Origin of the sequence: Actinoplanes sp. NPDC051343 (genome assembly GCF_044455125.1) — a bacterium.
In the GTDB taxonomy this organism is placed as follows: domain Bacteria; phylum Actinomycetota; class Actinomycetes; order Mycobacteriales; family Micromonosporaceae; genus Actinoplanes.
Window position 1 is genome coordinate 423,135 of the sequence record NZ_JBITEL010000006.1, and the last position, 17,693, is coordinate 440,827.

At 71.5% G+C, this 17,693-nt stretch carries 20 protein-coding genes and 2 pseudogenes; 13 read left to right on the forward strand and 9 right to left on the reverse strand.

Going from position 1 to position 17,693, the window contains the following annotated elements; translation table 11 throughout:
* Positions 1–23: 23 nt before the first annotated feature.
* Positions 24–901: pseudogene (locus ACIA5C_RS22190) on the forward strand (IS5 family transposase).
* A 15-nt stretch (positions 902–916) separates the two neighbouring features.
* Here ACIA5C_RS22190 and ACIA5C_RS22195 read toward each other — a convergent pair.
* The 3 genes from ACIA5C_RS22195 to ACIA5C_RS22205 are packed head-to-tail and all read right to left on the reverse strand — an operon-like array spanning position 917 to position 3,773.
* Positions 917–1,750, reverse strand: a complete 834-nt coding sequence (locus ACIA5C_RS22195; protein WP_396057397.1) for an ABC transporter permease — start codon at positions 1,748–1,750, stop codon at positions 917–919.
* Positions 1,747–2,649 carry an ABC transporter ATP-binding protein gene (locus ACIA5C_RS22200; protein ID WP_396057399.1) on the reverse strand — a complete coding sequence of 301 codons (903 nt, stop codon included), beginning with the start codon at positions 2,647–2,649 and terminating at the stop codon, positions 1,747–1,749. Before ACIA5C_RS22200 ends, ACIA5C_RS22195 begins: the two co-directional genes overlap by 4 nt.
* Complete coding sequence (locus ACIA5C_RS22205; protein WP_396057401.1) at positions 2,646–3,773, reverse strand: hypothetical protein; 1,128 nt, start codon at positions 3,771–3,773, stop codon at positions 2,646–2,648. Before ACIA5C_RS22205 ends, ACIA5C_RS22200 begins: the two co-directional genes overlap by 4 nt.
* 209 nt (positions 3,774–3,982) lie before the next feature.
* On the opposite strand from ACIA5C_RS22205, the gene ACIA5C_RS22210 reads away from it, so the two are divergent.
* The 5 genes from ACIA5C_RS22210 to ACIA5C_RS22230 all read left to right on the forward strand — a co-directional run bounded on the left by ACIA5C_RS22210 (position 3,983) and on the right by ACIA5C_RS22230 (position 7,186).
* The gene (locus ACIA5C_RS22210) at positions 3,983–4,309 is read left to right on the forward strand and encodes a YciI family protein (protein ID WP_396057705.1); all 327 of its coding nucleotides are present in this window, start codon (positions 3,983–3,985) and stop codon (positions 4,307–4,309) included.
* A complete protein-coding gene (locus ACIA5C_RS22215) occupies positions 4,306–5,520 on the forward strand; it encodes an RNA polymerase sigma factor (RefSeq protein ID WP_396057403.1) in 1,215 nt (404 codons plus the stop codon). The genes ACIA5C_RS22210 and ACIA5C_RS22215 overlap by 4 nt, the downstream gene beginning before the upstream one ends.
* A 32-nt stretch (positions 5,521–5,552) precedes the next feature.
* Positions 5,553–5,879, forward strand: a complete 327-nt coding sequence (locus ACIA5C_RS22220; RefSeq protein WP_396057405.1) for an ArsR/SmtB family transcription factor — start codon at positions 5,553–5,555, stop codon at positions 5,877–5,879.
* Positions 5,876–6,418: an SRPBCC family protein gene (locus ACIA5C_RS22225; protein WP_396057407.1), complete on the forward strand. Its 543-nt coding sequence runs from the start codon at positions 5,876–5,878 to the stop codon at positions 6,416–6,418. The genes ACIA5C_RS22220 and ACIA5C_RS22225 overlap by 4 nt, the downstream gene beginning before the upstream one ends.
* A 93-nt stretch (positions 6,419–6,511) precedes the next feature.
* Positions 6,512–7,186 (forward strand): hypothetical protein, encoded by a 675-nt coding sequence (locus tag ACIA5C_RS22230; RefSeq protein WP_396057409.1) that lies wholly within the window; start codon positions 6,512–6,514, stop codon positions 7,184–7,186.
* Here ACIA5C_RS22230 and ACIA5C_RS22235 read toward each other — a convergent pair.
* Complete coding sequence (locus ACIA5C_RS22235) at positions 7,173–8,165, reverse strand: SGNH/GDSL hydrolase family protein (RefSeq protein ID WP_396057411.1); 993 nt, start codon at positions 8,163–8,165, stop codon at positions 7,173–7,175. The genes ACIA5C_RS22230 and ACIA5C_RS22235 overlap by 14 nt on opposite strands.
* A 134-nt stretch (positions 8,166–8,299) precedes the next feature.
* Between ACIA5C_RS22235 and ACIA5C_RS22240 the strand changes: the two genes are divergently transcribed.
* Together ACIA5C_RS22240 and ACIA5C_RS22245 are read left to right on the forward strand one after the other, a co-directional pair.
* Positions 8,300–8,521, forward strand: a complete 222-nt coding sequence (locus tag ACIA5C_RS22240; RefSeq protein ID WP_396057413.1) for a hypothetical protein — start codon at positions 8,300–8,302, stop codon at positions 8,519–8,521.
* A gap of 79 nt (positions 8,522–8,600) precedes the next feature.
* A complete protein-coding gene (locus tag ACIA5C_RS22245; protein ID WP_396057415.1) occupies positions 8,601–10,424 on the forward strand; it encodes a glycoside hydrolase family 76 protein in 1,824 nt (607 codons plus the stop codon).
* Here the strand turns inward: ACIA5C_RS22245 and ACIA5C_RS22250 are convergent.
* Positions 10,410–11,018, reverse strand: a complete 609-nt coding sequence (locus ACIA5C_RS22250) for a hypothetical protein (RefSeq protein WP_396057417.1) — start codon at positions 11,016–11,018, stop codon at positions 10,410–10,412. The genes ACIA5C_RS22245 and ACIA5C_RS22250 overlap by 15 nt on opposite strands.
* 71 nt (positions 11,019–11,089) lie before the next feature.
* Here ACIA5C_RS22250 and ACIA5C_RS22255 point away from each other — a divergent pair, with 71 nt between their 5' ends.
* Positions 11,090–11,287: a hypothetical protein gene (locus ACIA5C_RS22255; protein WP_396057419.1), complete on the forward strand. Its 198-nt coding sequence runs from the start codon at positions 11,090–11,092 to the stop codon at positions 11,285–11,287.
* Positions 11,288–11,337: 50 nt separating this feature from the next.
* Here ACIA5C_RS22255 and ACIA5C_RS22260 read toward each other — a convergent pair whose 3' ends face one another.
* On the reverse strand, positions 11,338–11,844 hold the full coding sequence (locus ACIA5C_RS22260; RefSeq protein WP_396057421.1) for a hypothetical protein: 507 nt from the start codon (positions 11,842–11,844) through the stop codon (positions 11,338–11,340).
* 108 nt (positions 11,845–11,952) lie between these two features.
* Here ACIA5C_RS22260 and ACIA5C_RS22265 point away from each other — a divergent pair, with 108 nt between their 5' ends.
* Positions 11,953–12,117, forward strand: a complete 165-nt coding sequence (locus ACIA5C_RS22265; protein WP_396057423.1) for an ATP-binding protein — start codon at positions 11,953–11,955, stop codon at positions 12,115–12,117.
* Between the two features lie 15 nt (positions 12,118–12,132).
* On the opposite strand, the pseudogene ACIA5C_RS22270 reads toward ACIA5C_RS22265, so the two are convergent.
* Positions 12,133–13,005 (reverse strand): annotated as a pseudogene (locus tag ACIA5C_RS22270) (DMT family transporter); the annotation flags it as partial.
* A gap of 55 nt (positions 13,006–13,060) precedes the next feature.
* On the opposite strand from ACIA5C_RS22270, the gene ACIA5C_RS22275 reads away from it, so the two are divergent.
* On the forward strand, positions 13,061–13,621 hold the full coding sequence (locus tag ACIA5C_RS22275; protein WP_396057425.1) for a TetR/AcrR family transcriptional regulator: 561 nt from the start codon (positions 13,061–13,063) through the stop codon (positions 13,619–13,621).
* A gap of 380 nt (positions 13,622–14,001) precedes the next feature.
* Here ACIA5C_RS22275 and ACIA5C_RS22280 read toward each other — a convergent pair whose 3' ends face one another.
* Positions 14,002–14,994, reverse strand: coding sequence for a Gfo/Idh/MocA family oxidoreductase (locus ACIA5C_RS22280; protein WP_396057427.1), 993 nt, complete (start codon positions 14,992–14,994; stop codon positions 14,002–14,004).
* 171 nt (positions 14,995–15,165) lie between these two features.
* Here ACIA5C_RS22280 and ACIA5C_RS22285 point away from each other — a divergent pair, with 171 nt between their 5' ends.
* Positions 15,166–16,293, forward strand: a complete 1,128-nt coding sequence (locus tag ACIA5C_RS22285) for a LacI family DNA-binding transcriptional regulator (RefSeq protein WP_396057430.1) — start codon at positions 15,166–15,168, stop codon at positions 16,291–16,293.
* Between the two features lie 39 nt (positions 16,294–16,332).
* Here ACIA5C_RS22285 and ACIA5C_RS22290 read toward each other — a convergent pair whose 3' ends face one another.
* Positions 16,333–16,839 carry a winged helix-turn-helix transcriptional regulator gene (locus ACIA5C_RS22290; RefSeq protein WP_396057432.1) on the reverse strand — a complete coding sequence of 169 codons (507 nt, stop codon included), beginning with the start codon at positions 16,837–16,839 and terminating at the stop codon, positions 16,333–16,335.
* A 78-nt stretch (positions 16,840–16,917) separates the two neighbouring features.
* Here ACIA5C_RS22290 and ACIA5C_RS22295 point away from each other — a divergent pair, with 78 nt between their 5' ends.
* Positions 16,918–17,571 (forward strand): Type 1 glutamine amidotransferase-like domain-containing protein, encoded by a 654-nt coding sequence (locus ACIA5C_RS22295; RefSeq protein WP_396057434.1) that lies wholly within the window; start codon positions 16,918–16,920, stop codon positions 17,569–17,571.
* The last annotated feature ends 122 nt before the right edge of the window (positions 17,572–17,693 follow it).

Below are 17,693 nucleotides of genomic sequence, written 5' to 3' on the forward strand. Positions count from 1 at the left end.
TGCTGCTGGGTCGTTGTATTGATGTGGCGCGTTTCGGTCTGATGGATGCTGAGTGGGCAATCTTGGAGCCGTTGTTGCCTGAGCAGGGCAAACGGGGCGGTAGGTGGCGTGATCACCGGCAGGTGATCAACGGGATCTGCTGGGTGAAACGTACTGGATCACCGTGGGCGGACATGCCTGAGCGGTACGGGCCGTATCAAACGGCGTACGACCGGTTCTGCCGCTGGCGTGACGACGGCACCTGGGCCCGGCTCAAAGCAGCGGTCATCGCGCTGGCCGAAGCCGAGCAAGACATCGACTGCAACGCGCAGGCCGACTCAACGATCGTGCGGGCCGACCAACACGCGGCCGGGGCTCGTAAAGGGGGCTGGATGCCAAAACCTCGCAGGCACGTCAAGGTCTGGGTCGCTCCCGCGGGGCACTGACCACGAAGGTGCACACTATGGCCGACGGCCGGGGCCGGTCGCTCGCCACGCGGGTCACTGCTGGTCAGGGTTCTGACACCCGGCAACTGATCGCCTTGCTGGACCAGGTCGCCGTGGCCCGGCCCGGCGGCGTGGGCCGGCCGCGCAAGCGCCCGGACTCGGTGACCGCCGATAAGGCGTACTCCAGCAAGGCGAACCGGGCCGCGCTACGCGCCCGCAAGATGGTGGCCGTGATCCCCGAGCGCAGTGACCAGAAAGCCAACCGGGCCAACAAGAAAGCAGCCGGTGGACGCCCGCCGAACTTCGACGCCGAGCGCTACCGCGACCGCAACAACGTCGAACGAGGCTTCAACCGGCGAAAGCACTGGCGTGGCCTGGCGACCCGATACGACAAGCGAATCGACTCCTACCAGGCCACCCTCAACCTCGCCGAAACCCTTGACTGGCTGCGCGCTACCCGCGACCACACACCATGATCCGTCAGTTACGCCCTAGTTGGCGACGTCCTTGGTGAGGAAATTGGCCCACGCGGCGCCCAGCAGCACCACCAGATAGACCAGCTGGATCCCCGCGCCGCGCTCGATGTCCCGCCACAGCACCGGCTCCCGGAAGAAGTCGATCCAGGCCAGCCAGTAACGGGTCGGCAGATAGGGCCGGATCGCCGCCGCCGCGTCCAGCGTGACCAGAACCTGGCTGGTCACCAGCACCGCCAGCGCCCCCATCGCCGCCCCGAGCGCCGAATCCGTCACCGTCGACAGGAACAGGGCGATCGCCGCCACGCCCAGCATCGAGATCACGATGTAGGCGACCGTACCCAGCAACCGCAGCGCCAGCCCGAACGGCGTGATCGTCACCCCGGACAGCGAGGTCACGTCGGCCGGCAGCGCCACCCCGGCCGACGACGTGGTCTCGCCGAAGAGCAGCGTGCCCGTCACGAACGCGGTCACCAGGACGGCCAGGATGGCGAACAGCACGAACGTGACAAGCGACAACAGCTTGGCGATCAGCAGGCGGCTGCGGGAGACCGGCCGGATCAGCAGGTAGCGCAGCGTCCCCGCGGAGGCCTCGCCGGCCACCGCGTCGCCGGCCAGCACCGCGACCGACACCGGCAGGAAGACCGGCAGGACCAGGGCCATCGCGGCCGCCGGGTAGAGGGCGCCGTTGCTCAGCACCGCGGACAGGAACGCGCCGCCCTGGCCCGGCGGCGGCGGGATCCGGCTGGTGGCCAGGAAGATCGCGACGATCAGCGGCAAGGCGCAGAGCAGGCCGGTGATGACGTACGTGCGCGGCCGACGGAACAGCTTGGCCAGCTCCACCCTGATCATGCAACCCGGTCCGAGCTGGTCGTGGTCGCTTCGAGCACGACCTCTTCGAGCGTGCGGCGCCGGACCGAGAGGCCGGTGACGGATATGCCGGCCTCGACCAGCGACGCGTTCAGCACCCCCGGGTCGTCGTGACGCACCGTGACGACATCGCCGGAAAGCGACAGGACCCGGCCATCGAGCAACGCCACCACCTCCGAAGGCGTAGGTGTGGTCACCACGACCTCCCCGGTAGCGGAGCGCAGCGACGACAACTCGTCCTGCACGACGAGCCGCCCGCGGTCCATCACCCCGACGCGGGTGCACAGGGCGTCGATCTCACCCAGCATGTGGCTGGACAGGAAGACGGTGGTGCCGCCCGCGTTCAGCGACGCCAGCAGATCCCGGATCTCGCGTATCCCGCGCGGGTCCAGCCCGTTCGTCGGCTCGTCGAGAATCAGCAGCCGCGGCTTGCGCAGCAGCGCCCCGGCCAGCCCGAGCCGCTGCCGCATGCCCAGCGAATAGGCCCGCACGGGCCGCCGGTCGATACCGGCGAGCCCCACGCGCTCCAGCGCCTCGTCCACCCTTCGGCGCCGGTTCCGGCGCTCGCTGCCGGGCCCGGCCGCGTCGAACAGCGCCAGGTTCGTGCGTCCGCTCAAATTCCCGTACGCGCCGGGGCCTTCGACAAGCGCACCGATCTCGGGCAGGACTTCTCGCACGCGACGGGGAACCGCCTTCCCCATCACCTCGATGTCGCCGCGTGTCGCGAACACCAGCCCGAGCAGCATCCGGACCAGCGTGGTCTTGCCCGAGCCGTTGGGCCCGAGCAGCCCGTAGCGGTCGCCCTCGCGCACGTCCAGCCCGACCCCGTCGACCGCGACCGTGTGCCCGTACCTCTTGGTCAGCTCGTGCGTGGTGATCATCGGCTGCGCTCCGCCAGGCTGCCCGCCACGCGCTGCATGAGCGCCGGACCGACCAGGCCGGCGACCAGGAACACGCGGTTGTCCATGCGGACCGCCAGCAGGCTCAGCAACCCGGTCGTGATCAGGGACGCCTCGCTGTCACCCGGCACGGTCACCTCCTGTCCGTACGTCTGGATCTGCTGGAACGCCTGCCCGCCGAACCGGCCCGGCAGCCCGAGGACCACCACCGACGCCAGCCCCGTCCCGTACACCGCGACCGCCGACAGGCCGGCCACCGAATCGCGGCGCGGAAGACCCGCCAGGCCGGCGGGCAGGAGAACCGGCCGGCCCCGCCGGTTGATCGCGCTGATGATGTCGGGCGCCTCGGTGACCGTGTAGCCGATGCCGGGACGCGGGGCCGGCGGCGTCAGCACGGACGCGGCCGGCGCGCCGAAGTGGATCTCAAGAAATCGGGTGACGAAGACCGGGCGGGTGCCGCCCTTCGCAGTGACCTCGGCCTGCAGCGGCAGCCCGTGCGCGGCGTCGGCCCAGATGTCGACGTGCGCGACCGTCGTGTCGGGGCTCGCCGGCACCAGCCGGAGCCCGGCCGCGTCGACCCCGGCGACCCGCTTGGCGGGCAGCGGCACGACCCGGTCGGTGGATGCGATCGACAGGACGCGCCGGGCCAGTTCGGGCGGCGTGAAGTCGGCCGCGCGAGGCAGGCGTACGGGCTGGTCGCCGACGACACGGGTGAGCTGGTTGTCGCCGAAGTCCCAGGTGAACTCGGCGTCGGAGGTCCGGTAGACGTCGTGCTCGGTGCCCTCGCCGAGCACGTCGACCCGCCAGCGGTCGGCCGCCGCGTACCAGGTGCGCATCTCGGTGACGCCGCTGACCAGGGCCGTCACCTGGGACAGGCCGGGCAGCGACGGGAGGGGGAGGAGACCGGAGCTCTGCGCGTACCCCTGGAAAGCCTGACCCCCGGAGGCCGCGACGCGGGCCCGCAGCGTGCCAACATCGATGCCCGCCGCCCGGACCGGCCAGCGGCTGATGCCGATCGGGATCGCCGCGAGCACGACGATCAGGCCCAGCACGAGGCCCCACCGGCGCAGCCCGGGCCCGGTGACGACGGTGCGGCTGGTACCCATAGGCCGCCAAAGCTACCTCGGCCTCCCCGCGCGTACGGCTGATCCGCAACCACGACCTCGACCTCGACCTCCCCGCGTGACCGAGGCGGCGCTGGGCCGGCCCAGGACGGCGACGCCGAGGACGCCGCCGGCGGCGAACGTGTCCGACCGGGGCGCTGCCGTTCGTAGTAGTGGTGGAATGCAGGCCACGACGACAGGAGATGACCACGATGGCGCAGTACCTGATTTCCGTCCTGACCGACTCGACCGACCTGGCCAGCGACGAGGAGATGGCCGCGATCGACGTTTTCAACGCGCAGATGCAGACCGACGGGCACTGGGTCTTCGCCGGCGGCCTCGCGGGACCTGACAGCGCCACGGTCGTCGACAGCCGGGCGGGTGACGCCGTGTTCACCGACGGGCCCTTCCTGGAGTCGAAGGAGTTCATGATCGGCTTCTGGATCGTGGAGGCTCCGCACCTCGACGTGGCGCTGAAGCTGGCCGCCGCGGGTTCGAAGGCGTGCAACCGGCGGGTCGAGGTCCGCCCGTTCCTGTGACCGGTACCGACGACGCGATCGTCCGGGTCCACCACGAGGAGTGGGCCCGGGTCGTCGCCGCCCTGGCCCGGCGTTTCGGCGATCTCGACATCGCCGAGGAGGCGGCGGCCGAGGCGTTCGCGGCCGCCGTCGAACGCTGGCCGGCCGACGGCGTGCCGCCCAACCCCGGCGCCTGGATCACCACCACCGCCCAGCGCAAGGCCATCGACCGGCTGCGGCGCGAGGCGAAACGCGACGAGAAACATCGGGAGGCGCTGATGCTCATCGACACGCCGGGGCCGCTGGGCGCCATCGACGACGACCGGCTGCGGCTGATCTTCACCTGCTGCCATCCGGCGCTCGCGATGGAGGCCCGGATCGCGTTGACCCTCCGCATGGTCGGCGGGCTCACGGTGGGCGAGATCGCCCACGCTTTCCTGGTCGAGGAGACGGCGATGGCCCGGCGCATCACGCGCGCCAAGGCGAAGATCAAGGCCGCGAAGATCCCGTACGGGGTTCCGCTGCGGGACGATCTCCCGGCGCGGGTGACCGGCGTGCTCGCCGTCCTCTACCTGATCTTCAACGAGGGCTACCTGTCCTCGAACCCCGGGTCGCAGGCGGTCCGCGCCGACCTGACCGCCGAGGCGATCCGCCTGACCCGGCTGGTCCGCGCGCTGCTCCCGGCCGACGGGGAGGCCGCCGGGCTGCTGGCCCTGATGCTGCTGACCGAGGCCCGCCGGACGGCCCGCATCTCGGCCGGCGGCGATCTGGTCACCCTCGACGAGCAGGACCGCGGCGCGTGGAACCGCACGCTGATCGCCGAGGGGCATGCCCTGGTGCGTGCCCGGCTGGCCGCGGGCGAGGCTCCCGGCCGCTATCAGATCCTGGCCGCGATCAACGCTGTCCACACCGACGTCCGGGACTGGTCGCAGGTGGTCGCCCTCTACGACCAGCTGATGCGCCTCGATCCGTCGCCGATCGTCCGTCTCAACCGGGCGATCGCGGTGGCCGAACTCGACGGCCCGGCGGTTGCGCTCGCGCTGGTCGAGGGGCTGCCGCTGGAGGGTTACCGCGCCTTCCACGCCACCCGGGCCGAACTGCTGCGCCGTCTGGGCCGTACGGCGGATTCCCGCGCCGCCTACGACCGGGCTCTCGACCTGCCCGGCAACACCGCCGAGACCGCCCACCTGCTCCGCCGCCGCACCGAGCTCACCGATCCTTATGTACCTTGACGGTTACGTAACCAGCTTGGTACGTTCGCGGCATGGAAGCGGCGCTGCGTGCCCTGGCGGACCCGAGCCGGCGGGCGATGGTGGAACGGTTGGCCCGCGGTCCGGTCACGGCCGGCGAGTTCGATGCGATGCTGCCGATCGCGCGCCCCGGGGTGTCCCGGCACCTGCGGGTGCTGCGGGAGGCGGGCCTCGTCGACGTGCGCCAGGACGCGCAGCGCCGGATCTACAGCCTGCGGCCCGCGCCGCTCGCCGAGCTCGACGAATGGCTGGCCACCTACCGGGCCCTGTGGGAACAGCGGCTGGACGCCCTGCACACCGAGATCGCCCGGGGTAAACATCAACGAGGGAGCACCCGATGAACAGTCCGCGTGTTGTGGGCCACCTGCGGTCGGCCGGCGGCGCCGGCGTCGTCCGCATCGAGGACCGCTACGACACCGGCATCGACGACCTCTGGTCGGCGGTCACCGACCCCGAGCGGCTGGCCCGCTGGTGGGGCCGGGTGGACGGTGACCTCCGGCCCGGTGGGGCGGTCCGGTTGTTCGTCGAGTCCGCCGGCCTTCAGAGCACGGGACGCATCGAGGAATGCGAGCCCCCGCGGCGGCTCCGGGTGACGAGCAGGGAAACGGACGAGAGCTGGGCCGGGAGTGCCCCGGACGCACCGCCGCCGTTCGACTCCGTCATCGAGGTCACGCTCACCCCGGCCGGCGACCAGACCATCCTGGTCATCGAGGTCTCGGGCCTGCCCCTCGACAAGGTCGCCTTCTACGGCGCCGGCTGGCAGATGCACGCCGAAAACCTGGCCGCCTACCTCGCGGGTCGCGAGCGCGGCGACGAGGAGGCGCGGTGGAAGGAACTCGTGCCGCCCTACCAGGACCTCGCGGCGGTATTGAACCCCTAGGCGGTGCCGGGCCGTAGTGCTGGGCGGCCGGAATTGTCCGGCTGACCCCGGGCCTTGGAGGGATCCCTAGTGCGACGGCAGGCAGTCGGCCTCGTGGCGGCACTTCTGACGCTGGCGGCGTGCGCACCAACCGCACCGGCCGCCACGCGTACCGGCAGCAACGGTGGCAACGGCGGTGGTGGGACGGCGACCGGGCAGCCGGCGGCGGGCGGCGACGGCGGGGGAGCGGACTGCGCCAAGGCCAGCAAGGTGACGATCGGGTCGGACGGCTCGATCAGCCCGGCGAAGCTGTCGCTGAAGAAGGGCGCCTTCATCTTCGTCACCAACCGCTCGGACGCGGTGCACGAGCTGGTCGCCTCGCCGGACGCCGGGCTGGTGACCAGCGTGCTCGGCAAGAAGGAGAAGCAGGTCATCCAGTTCCCCGAGACGGGCCGGTTCGCGGTCTCGGCGGGCGGCGCCGAGATGCACGTGACGGTGTCCGGGGACAGCGGCTGCGGCACGCCGGAGCCGACGCTGACGATCAAGGACGGCTACGCGTTCTCGCCGTCGGAGCTCGAGGTCGCGGCGACCGCCAACTTCACCGTCGTCAACAAGTCGGGCTCCGCCCACGGCATCCTGTGCGACCCCGACCCGGGTGGCAACGGCGACAACACCCGCCTGGAGAAGGGCGAGACGCAGATCCTCGCCTTGGACAAGCCCGGCACCTACCGCTGCCACAGCGTGCAGCACCCGGACGCCAAGGTGGCGATCACCGTCACCAGCCGGTGATCCACCGGGTCGACGAGACCTTCCTGGTCGTCCCGCCGACCTTGACGGTCCGGGTGGTCACGACCGGCAACTGCCACAGCTGCTTGGCGCGGTTGAGGTACCAGGTGTGGCAGCCGACCGCGTACCGGGCGAACGGTGCGGCCGTCCAGCTGATGCATCGCGAAACCCGGGTCCGGCTGTAGGGGTCGTTGCCGGCCGGCCACCGGCCGGCGCCCAGGACGCCGTTCATCGCCTGGTACCACTTCCAGGCCATCTTGGCGTAGCCGGCGCCGTTCGGGTGGACGGCGTCGGCGAGGTCGAGCCCGTGGATGTCGGACATGTCGACGAGGTGGAAGTTCGGGCCGGCGGCGGCCACGATGCCGGGGACGGCCGCGTTGATCAGGTCGATGCGACGGGCTCGAGTGACGCCCGTGGCGTCGTAGCGTGCGCTGTCCACGATCTCGGCCACGAAGACGACGGCGGCCGGGTCGTGCGCCTTGATGATCTCGATGGTCCGGCGGTAGGCCTCGGGTGCCGCCGCGGTGTACGTGTCGCGCCTGGAGTTGTTGGTGCCCAGGTGCATGAGGATGACGTCGGGCCGGTACGTGTGGAGCCGGTCGGCCAGCACGTCGTTGATCTGTTCGATGGTCCAGCCGGGGTGGCCCTCGTGCTGGACGTCGCCGAAGGTGCCGCTGTGCCGGCTGCCCACGAAGTCTGTCCTGAGGCCGGCCCGGTTCAGCCGCGCCTTCAGGTCCGGCCGGTAGCCGTTGTAGGGGTCGGTGTGGGCCTCTTCCCAGTCCGGGTCGGTTCTCGACCCGGGGTGGGCGTCCAGCCAGGCCACGGTCGCGGCGTACGGAATGCTTCCCAGGCCGTTGGTGATCGAGTCGCCCAGCGGCATGACCTTCAGGGGCGCGGCCTCCGTGGCGGTGGCGGCACCGGCCGGGGCCACGGTGAGGGCCATCGCGGCGCAGACGAGCACCGCGGCAAGTGGTTTCGTCATCGCTCGTACAGTCGGCAGCTTCGCCCCCGCGGATTAACAACCGGCGTCCCGGCACGTAGTTCATCAAGATCCGCTAGACTCCGCGTCCGGCAACGGCGAATCCACTGTGGATTCCCGCTTTTCTAGGAGGAACTATGGCCGGCACCGTCGATCTGACGACGATCATCGACAAGGCCTGGCAGGACAAGTCGCTGGCCGAGATCGCGGACGCCCCGGTGGAGGCGCTGGCCGGCGTCAGCGAGAGCGGCGGTCAGCTGATCCGCCAGGCGCTCGGCATCCGGACCATCGGCGAACTGGGCCGCAACAAGTACTTCAAGGCGGCCGCGGCGATCGCCGCCCTCGCCGACGCCAACTGAGTCAGAAGGGGCGCCGCGACCCGGCCGAACGGGCAACAAAGCTTGCTGAAAACATTCACGTGCGCCTATACGTGGAGGTATGAAGCGTGCCGTGCTCGTCGTCCTCGTACTGGTCGCGGCGCTCCTTGCCGCTCCCGCGGCCGCTGCGGCCGCCACCGCCGTCTGCTCGGTCTACTGCGACACCCGCGACCCGTCACTCAGTCGCCAGGACACCTTCCCGGTCGCCGACCGCATCCAGAACGGCCGGAAGATCTCGCTGCACCTCTCCGACGCCGACGCGATGGCCTGGGGCAGCATCGACAACGGCACCGCCGGCGACTCGATCTGGCTCGACCGCACCTTCGACGGCGGCGCCACCTGGGACGGCCTGCTCGGCAAGGTGTCGATCCCGGGCTCGTGGACCGGCACCCGCACGCTGATGTACAACCTCGCCGACCCGTCCCACCACCGCCGCGGCATGATCCGGGCCTGCGGCGACGCGGCCGGCGTGCAGTGCACCGACTGGGTGCACCTCCAGGCCTGCGACGCGGTGTGCGACGGCACGACGAACCCGGTCGGCGACGCGCAACCGGTCGGGCCGGCCACGCTCAGCGGCCGCACGATCGCCCTGCACACGGACACCCGCGGCATGGCGTGGGCGACGATCGCCGGCGGGGCCGCGGGCGACGAGGTCTGGCTCGACCGGTCCTTCGACGAGGGCGCGACCTGGTCCGGCGGGTCCTCGCTCGGCCGGGTCAGTACGCCCGCCGGGGCATCCGGCACCCGCACCGCCCTGTTCGCGTCGCGCGACCCCAAGGCGCTGCTCTACGGCGCGGCGCTGCGTGCCTGCGGCCGGGCGGTCACCGGCAACAACGGCTCATGCACGGCGTGGGGCCGCCCGGGCACGGACCGGGCCGCCGCGGCCGCCGACGCTCTGATGTGGGCCTACCAGCCGGACACCGCGTGGTGGCAGTCGAGCTGGTGGAACTCGGCCGACGCGCTCACCAACCTGATGGCCTGGATGAAGCGCAGCGGCCGCACCGACTACCTGTGGGTGGTCGACCGCAGCTTCACGGTCAACAAGGCGGCCTTCCCGGCCGGCCAGAAGAGCAGCGACCCCATCGAGGGCGATTTCATCAGCCGGGCGGTGGACGACGCGGCCTGGTGGGGGCTGGCCTGGGTGCAGGCGTACGACCTGACGCGCGACAGCCGCTACCTCAGCGAGGCGACCGTGATCGCCAACTACGTCAGCGGGTTCTGGGACACCTCCACCTGCGGGGGCGGCGTGTGGTGGGACCGCGAGCGGACGTACAAGAACGCGGTCACGATCGGCCTCTACGTCCGGCTCGCGGCCGGCCTGCACAACCGGATCGCCGGCGACACGACCTGGCTCAACCGGGCCACGACCGGCTGGAACTGGTTCACCGGCAGCGGCCTGATCAACTCGTCCGGCCTGGTCAACGACGGCCTGACCGCCGGCTGCGCCAACAACGGCGGCACGGTCTACACCTACAACCAGGGCCTGGCGATCGGGGCCGGGGTCGAGGTCTACCGGGCCACCGGCAGCAGCGCGGTGCTGGCCACCACCCGGCGCCTCGCCGACGCCGCGACGACCGGCGGCACGCTGACCAGGAACGGCATCCTCACCGAATCGTGCGACGGCGCCAACAGCGCCTGCGACGACAACGCCAAGGAGTTCAAGGGCATCTTCATGCGCTACCTGATGGAACTGGCCGACGTGACCGGGGAGGCCGGCTACCGGGCGTACGCGCGTACGCAGGCCGACAGCGTTTGGAACGCCGACCGCGACTCCCTGAACCGTCTCGGAGAGCGCTGGTCGGGCGTGACTTCCACGGCGTACCCGAATGTGCGCGACTGGCGCACCCAGGCCTCCGCCCTCGGGGCCCTGCTAGCCGCGATCTGATCGCCATCCGACGTTGACCCGGTCCCGGCGGGGTTCGCGGCGGGCCGGCTCGGCGAGAGCGTCGAGCACCTGGGTCAGCGCCGAGGCGAGCCGGTGGTCGGCGCCGTAGCGGCTGCGCTGCCGGTGAAGATCGTGCATGACCGTGCCGAGCAGGCGGGCGGCGTCGGGCTCGGTCCTCGCGAAGCGGGTCAGTGCCTCGTCGACCTGTTCCCGGGCGGCCGTGAAGGCGGTGGTGAGCAGGTCGTCGAGCCGCTGGGGGGTCATCGGGCCCAGTTCGCTGTCCAGCACGACCCGCCACGTCTCGATCAGCTCGATCGGATGCGCCTTCTCGTCCCGGTCGAGGATCCGGCGGTGCGGGACGCAGAGCAGCAGGAGGTTGGCGAACGAGTCCCGCTGCCGCGGGCTGGTGCCCGCGACGTAGCGCGGGCCGGCCGGATCGGTGTCCCGGATGGGGACGATCTCGACGTTGATCTCGAGGTCGTCGCCGAGGAACACCAGGATCGGGGTGCGGCAGCCGGGGAATTGGCACGAACCCTGGGCCAGGGCCACCAGGGCGGCGCGAGTCTCCGGTGTGAATTGCGGTAGTTCGTCCATTCTTCGCTCCCGAGTAAAGGGCGTTTGCCGTGGAACATGGAGAAAGGACCGACCGCTGAGAGGAGTCGATCATGAGCGTGCACCGGATGGTCTGCGAGGGTGAGAACTCCGCCGAGGTCCTGTTCGTCTGCACCGACGATCAGTGTGGGCGCCGGGTGGTGCTCGGGAAATCCAGCCCGAAGATCGTCGTCATCGACGACGGCGAGTTCGGGGCCAGCCACTTCGGCTCGATGGGTGGCGTCTTCATCGACGACGTGGAAGCGGCGTAGCTCGAGATGACGCGGCCCGCCCGGACCGGCTGGTCCGGGCGGCCCGGTCGTCAGATCGGGTTCTCCACCTTGACCAGCGGGAAGTCGGCGACGCCCATCATGTCGAAGCCCACCGCCCCGAGATCCGAGTCGAGGAACGCGGTCACGGTGAGCTGGTAGACACCGGAGTTCTGCGGGTTGCCGGGGTCCTCCTCCGGCAGCGTGTTCGCCGGCACCGTGATCTTGGCGTTGTAGGCCACGTTGTCGGTGAACGGCGGGCCGGCGATCGGGACGTCCACGCTGCCCAGCGTCAGGCCGTTGCCGGGTCCGCGCGGGTTGGCGTACGCGGTGACCACCCAGTTCTTGGTGTCTACCGAGAGGGCGGTCAGCCACAGCGGCGTCAGGTTGCCGGTGATGTGCCAGGCGACGTCGATGTCGAACGACTTGCCGCCGTTGATCACGAGGTTGGACTTGCCCAGGGCGGGCTGCTCGGCGATGCGGATCGTCGTGAACGCGCCCTCGATGGACGGCGAGTTCGGCCCGGTGGACGGGATGTTGGGATCGAAGTTGTTGCTCATCGCGATGCTCCTTAGCTTGCCGACGCCTAGCAGGTTCACATCCGGTGAGTCACCACGCCGTCACCACGCAGCACCTGACGAGTTCCTGACTTTCAGCCGGGCGGCTCGGTGTTTTTCGACGGAAGGCGGGCCGACGAATCACACAGCCGCGCCACCGGAGGGAGTGGTCTGGGGCCGGCGATCGCCCGCAAGCTGGTCGAGGCCCACGGCGGCAGGATCGAGGTCGCCGGCGAGGTCGGCGTGGGCACCACCTTCACCATCCGGCTGCCGTAGGGACGCCACCGCGGTCAGGATCATCGCCCCTCCGAGGAACGCGGGCCAGGGCAGGCGTTCACCGAGCAGCACGGCGGCGAGCAGGGCCGCGGCCACCGGCTCGAGCAGTGTGGCCACGGTCGCCGCCGAGCCGGAGGTCGTGCGCAGCCCGGCGTAGAGCAGGCCGTAGGCGAGCGCCATGGTCGCCACCCCCAGATAGGCCAGGGCGCTCAGCGAGGCCGGGCTGGTGCCGATCAGCGGGTCATGGCGGGTCGCCGCGACCAGCAGGAACGGCGCGAGGGCAAGCGAGCCGACCGCGGTCGCGCAGGTGGTCAACGCGACCGGGTCGGTGGTCCGGGCGACGGTGTGACCCACCACGGTCGTCGCCGCGTAGGTCACCCCGGCGGCCACGGCCAGAGCCAGGCCGAGGAGCGGGTTCCGGCCGGATTCGGCCGTGCCGTGGCCGGCGGTCAGGCTGATCAGCACCAGCCCGGTCAGGGCGGCGACCAGCACGGCCGCCTGCCGCGCCGACGGGCCGGTCCGGCTGCGCACGTGTTCGGAGAGCGCGGCCAGGATCGGCGCGAGCCCCAGCGCGACGACCGTGGCCACGCTGACGCCGACCAGCAGCACCGACACGAAGTAGAGCCCCTGGTAGGCGGCGGTGCCGCAGCCCACGAGGGCAGTGCGCACCGGCCGGGTCCGCAAGGTCGCCAGCACCATGCGCGACCGGCGGGTCACGACCGCGAACCCGAGCAGGGCGACCGCCCCGACGGCCATCCGCCAGGCGCTGACGGTCATCGCGCCGAGGCCGTCCCGTTCGTGCAGAAACGTGACCACCAGGCCGCCGGTGCCCCACAGCACTCCCGCCGCGCTCACCTGGAGAAGGCCCACCCGGCCGCTGACCGCCATGGCGCCAGGCTAGCATCATGGGTAGACCGACCTACCTAATTTGTCGGAGGCTGTGATGGGCAGAGCACGCGAGCGTCTGCTGTCGGCCGCGGGCCGCCTGTTCTACGCCCACGGGGTGTCCGCGACCGGCATCGACACGATCACGACCGAGGCCGGCGTGGCCAAGATGAGCCTCTACAACAACTTCGCCTCCAAGGCCGACCTGGTGCAGGCCTATCTGGACGCCCGGCACGACGAATGGCTGCGGCTGTACCGGCGGCGGCTCGAGCAGACCTCCGACCCCCGCGGTGCCGTGCTCGCGATCTTCGACGCCTACGCCGACCACGCCGCCTTCGCCTACGAGCACGGATTCCGCGGCTGCGGTCTGCTGAACGCGGCCGCCGAACTCCCGGCCGGCGACCCGGGCCGCGACATCGTGCGCCGGCACAAGGAACACGTCGAAAGCCTGCTGGCCGGGCACCTCCGGCAGTTCCGGCCGGACGATGCCGGGGCGCTCGCCGAGCACCTGTCGTTCCTTCTCGAAGGGGCGATGGCCCGGGCCGGGCTGGAAGGCGGACAGGCACGCCTCGAGCACGCCCGCGCGATGGCCGCGGCCCTGATCGGCGCCCCGGCCTAAGGAGTCGAGAAGGCGCTTCGGAACCGCTCCAGCGCCTCGCCGGACGGACCGGAGGCCCAGGCCGACCGCCTCGACCACGGCGATCGTGTCGGCGGCCCGGGCGAACGGCGTGCCCGGGTGGTCGGCCGCGGTGTTGAGATTCTCGAGCGTGAAGACCCGGCCCGCCCGCTCACCGAGATCGGCCAGGCGGGTCAGGGTGCGGGCGCGGTCAGCCACATCGCCGAGGTGACCTCGGTCGCCGGAACCACCGGCCGGCCACGGTCGTCGAGACCGGTGCCGTGCAGTTCCGGATCTCCACCTCGAACCCCGGATCGGCGATTCCCGGACCCGCTCGGCGAAGGGCAGATCCAGAAACACCATCTCGGCGCATGCGGCCGGCCTCATCGGGCCACCGCCTTTCCGGTACGCGCGGACTCCGCGGCCGCCAGCGCGATCTCCAGGGCCGCGCGCGCGTCCTCGCCGGTGACCTCGGCCGGGCGGCCGGTGGTGACGGCCGCGGCGAACGCGGCCAGCTCGGCCGTGTAGGCGCCGCCGAACAGCTCCTGGTCGCCGCGTACGGTCTCGACGGTGCGGCCGCCGGGGCCGGAGAAGGTCAGCCCCGTGCGGCGGCCGTCGCCCAGGGACGCCATCCCGCCCTCGGCCAGCACCTCACCGCGTACGTCATAGCCGTAAGCCGCCTCGAAGCAGGCCTCGGCGATGCCGATCGCGCCGTTGTCGAACCGGACCGTGACCACCGCGGTGTCGAGCAGGCCGCGGTCGCCCCAGGTCGGCTCGACCAGCGCGCCGGCCGCCGCGAACACCTCGGTCACCGTCGCGCCCGGGTTGAGGAAGCGCAGCGTGTCGAAGTCGTGGATGAGCGTCTCGTTGAAGATGGTGTCCGGCGCGACGCGGCTCGGGTCGAACCCGCCGGGGTCGCGGGTCAGCGAGCGCAGAAGCCTCGGAGTGCCCAGGGTTCCGTCGTCGAGCAGGGCGCGGGCGGCCGCCCAGTCGGGGGCGAACCGCCGGTTGAACCCGACCTGGAACACCACCCCGGCGGCGCGGGTCGCCTCGATCGCCCGATCAAGGTCGTCGAGGGTGAGCGCGGCCGGCTTCTCGCAGAAGACCGCCTTGCCCGCCCGGGCCGCCGCGACGACGAGCCCGGCGTGGAAGCGGGCCGGCGCGGCGATCACGACGGCCTGCACGCCGGGGTCGTCCCAGACCGCTTCGACGTCGGTGCAGAAGCGGTCGGCGCCGAGGTCGCCGGCCAGCTTCTCGGCCGTGCCCGGGGCCGGGTCGGCCACCGCGGCGAGGCGCACGCCGGGCAGTCGCCGGCTCAGCGTCTCACCGTGGAACGCGCCCATCCGGCCCGATCCGATCAGTGCCACTTTCAGCATCTCGTGGCCTCCCTCGCGATGTTTCCTGGAACGTTCCAGCGAATGCGGCTCGTCGTCAAGGGGCGTGACTGGAACGTTCCAAGATGTGCGATTAGGCTGCGGCCGACGGCCGGTCCGGGTCGTCCTCGGGCGGGAAGGGCGGCCGTCGTGCCGGGAGATCGCAGACCGACCTTGCCGGATGTCGCCGCGCTGGCCGGCGTCTCGAAGTCGCTGGTCTCGCTCGTCATGCGTGACGAGCCCGGCGCGGGCGCCGAGACCCGCCGGCGGGTGCTCGACGCCGCGGCGCGGCTGGGCTACCAGCCGGACAGCCGGGCGCGCCTGCTCCGCAGCGGCCGCAGCCGCCTGCTCGGGGTGGTGTTCGGCATTCAGCACCCCTTCCACGGCGACCTGGTCACCGACCTCTATACGGCGGCCGGCGAGGCGGGTTACGAGCTGGCGCTGAGCGCGGTCACCCCGCACCGCGACGAGGAATCGGCGGTCACCGGGCTGCTGCAGGACCGTTGCGAGGCCCTGATCGTGCTCGGCCCGCAGTCGTCGGCGGCCCGCCTGACCCGCCTGGCCGAACGGCTCCCGGTGGTGGCGGTGGCCCGGGGCGTGCGCTCGGCCGCGGTCGGCGTGGTCCGCAACGCCGACGCGGACGGGCTCCGGCTCGCCGTCGACCACCTGGCCGGGCGCGGCCACCGGCGGATCGCCCACATCGACGGCGGCCGGGCGCCGGGCGCCGCCGACCGCCGTCGCGGCTACCGCGAGGCGATGCACCGGCACGGCCTCGACGCCGAGATCCGCATCATCCCGGGCGGCCTGACCGAGGAGGACGGCGCCGCCGCGGCCCGCGCCATGCTCGGCCTCCCGCCCGCGGCCGGGACCGCCTCGACCACCGGCATCGCTCCTGCCACCGAAGCCGCGGCGGCCGCCTCGCCCACCGGCATCGCTCCTGCCACCGAAGCCGCGGCGGCCGCCTCGACCACCGGCATCGCTCCTGCCACCGAAGCCGCCACGGCCGCCTCGCCCACCGGCCGGCCCACCGCGGTGACGGTGTTCAACGATCGGTGCGCGACCGGGGTGCTCGACGTGCTGGCGCGGGCCGGTGTGCGGGTGCCCGAGGACGTCAGCGTGGTCGGCTACGACGACAGCCGGCTGGCCCGGCTCGCCCACGTCGACCTGACCACGATCGCGCAGGACACGGCCGCGATGGCCTGCCTCGCCGTCGACCAGGCGGTCGCCCGGGTGGAGGGCCGCCCGGTCGCCGCCCGGGAGTGCATCGTCCCGCCCCGGCTCGTGATCCGCGGGACGGGTTAGAAGTCCGTCCATCCTGCCGATCACGCCGGAGGGCAGACCCTAGCCTTCCTTGACCGCCGCCTCGTACGCCTCCTGCAGCTCGGCGAAGACCGACGGCGTGCCGGGTGGGCGGGGGATGCCCATGTGCTGTTCGCGCAGCTCGTCCATGAACCGGTCCCACAGTTCGGGGCCGCCCTGTTCGAGCAGCTCCGCGCGTACGGAAAGCTCGTGGCTCGCCGGCATGTGCCGGCGCCCCCATGTTCCGAGGGCGGCCATCACCGGAACCAGTTGCACGCCGGCCTCGGTGAGGCTGTAGCGGATCTTCTGCCGGTGCGACTCGTCGTCGGCGCGCCAGAGCAGCCCGTTGGCGACCAGGCGCCGCAGCCGGTCGGCCAGGATGTTGGAGGCGATGCCCTCCTCGGAGCCGGTCAGCAGCTCCCGGAAGTAGTGCCGGTTGCCGAACATCACGTCGCGCAGCACGACCAGCGACCACCGGTCGCCGAGCACCTCGATCGCCAGATTGATCGGGCATCCCGACCGGTGCACCGGGCCTCCTTCGTCAGCCATCGGATCCGATGGTAGTTCGCAATCGGTCGTGTTACGGTCAGCCAACCAATTTCAATCTGCAACCGGTTTGGAGGCTCGGTGAAACTGCTCCTCACGTCCGCCGGCATCAGGAACGCGAGCATCCAGGAGGCGCTGGTCGAGCTGCTGGGCAAGCCGATCGCCGAATCCCACGCCCTCGCGATCCCCACCGCACAGTACGGGCATCCCATGATCAAACCTCAGGGGGTCTGGCGTTTCATCGCCGGGCAGAGTCCCCTGCACATGTGCGACCTGGGGTGGAAGTCGGTGGGCGTCCTTGAGCTCACCGCCCTGCCGAGCATCGAGAGGGAGCGCTGGGTGTCGTGGGTCCACGAGGCCGACGTCCTGCTGGTCACCGGCGGCGACGCGGCCTACCTGGCCCACTGGATGCGCGAGTCGGGACTGTCCGATCTGCTGCCGTCGCTGGGCGACAAGGTGTGGGTGGGCCTGAGCGCCGGCAGCATGGTGATGACGCCGCGCATCGGGTCGGCCTTCGTCGAGTGGGAGTCCGCCACCAGCGACCGCACGCTGGGGGTCGTCGACTTCTCGATCTTCCCGCATCTCGGCATGGAGCCCGAGAACACGATGGCCGAGGCCGAGAAGTGGGCCGCGTCGATCGGGGCACCGGCGTACGGGATCGACGACGAAACCGCCATCAAGGTTGTCGACGGCCGGGTCGAAATCGTGTCCGAGGGTCAGTGGAGGAGGTTCTGATCAGGCGGGCGGGTTCCGGCGGACGAAGAGGACCAGCTCGACGATCCCGGTGATCGCGGCGATCACCATCGCGACCGGGAGCGTCATGAGGGCGTTCGCCAGTGCCCCCGAGCAGTCGGCGG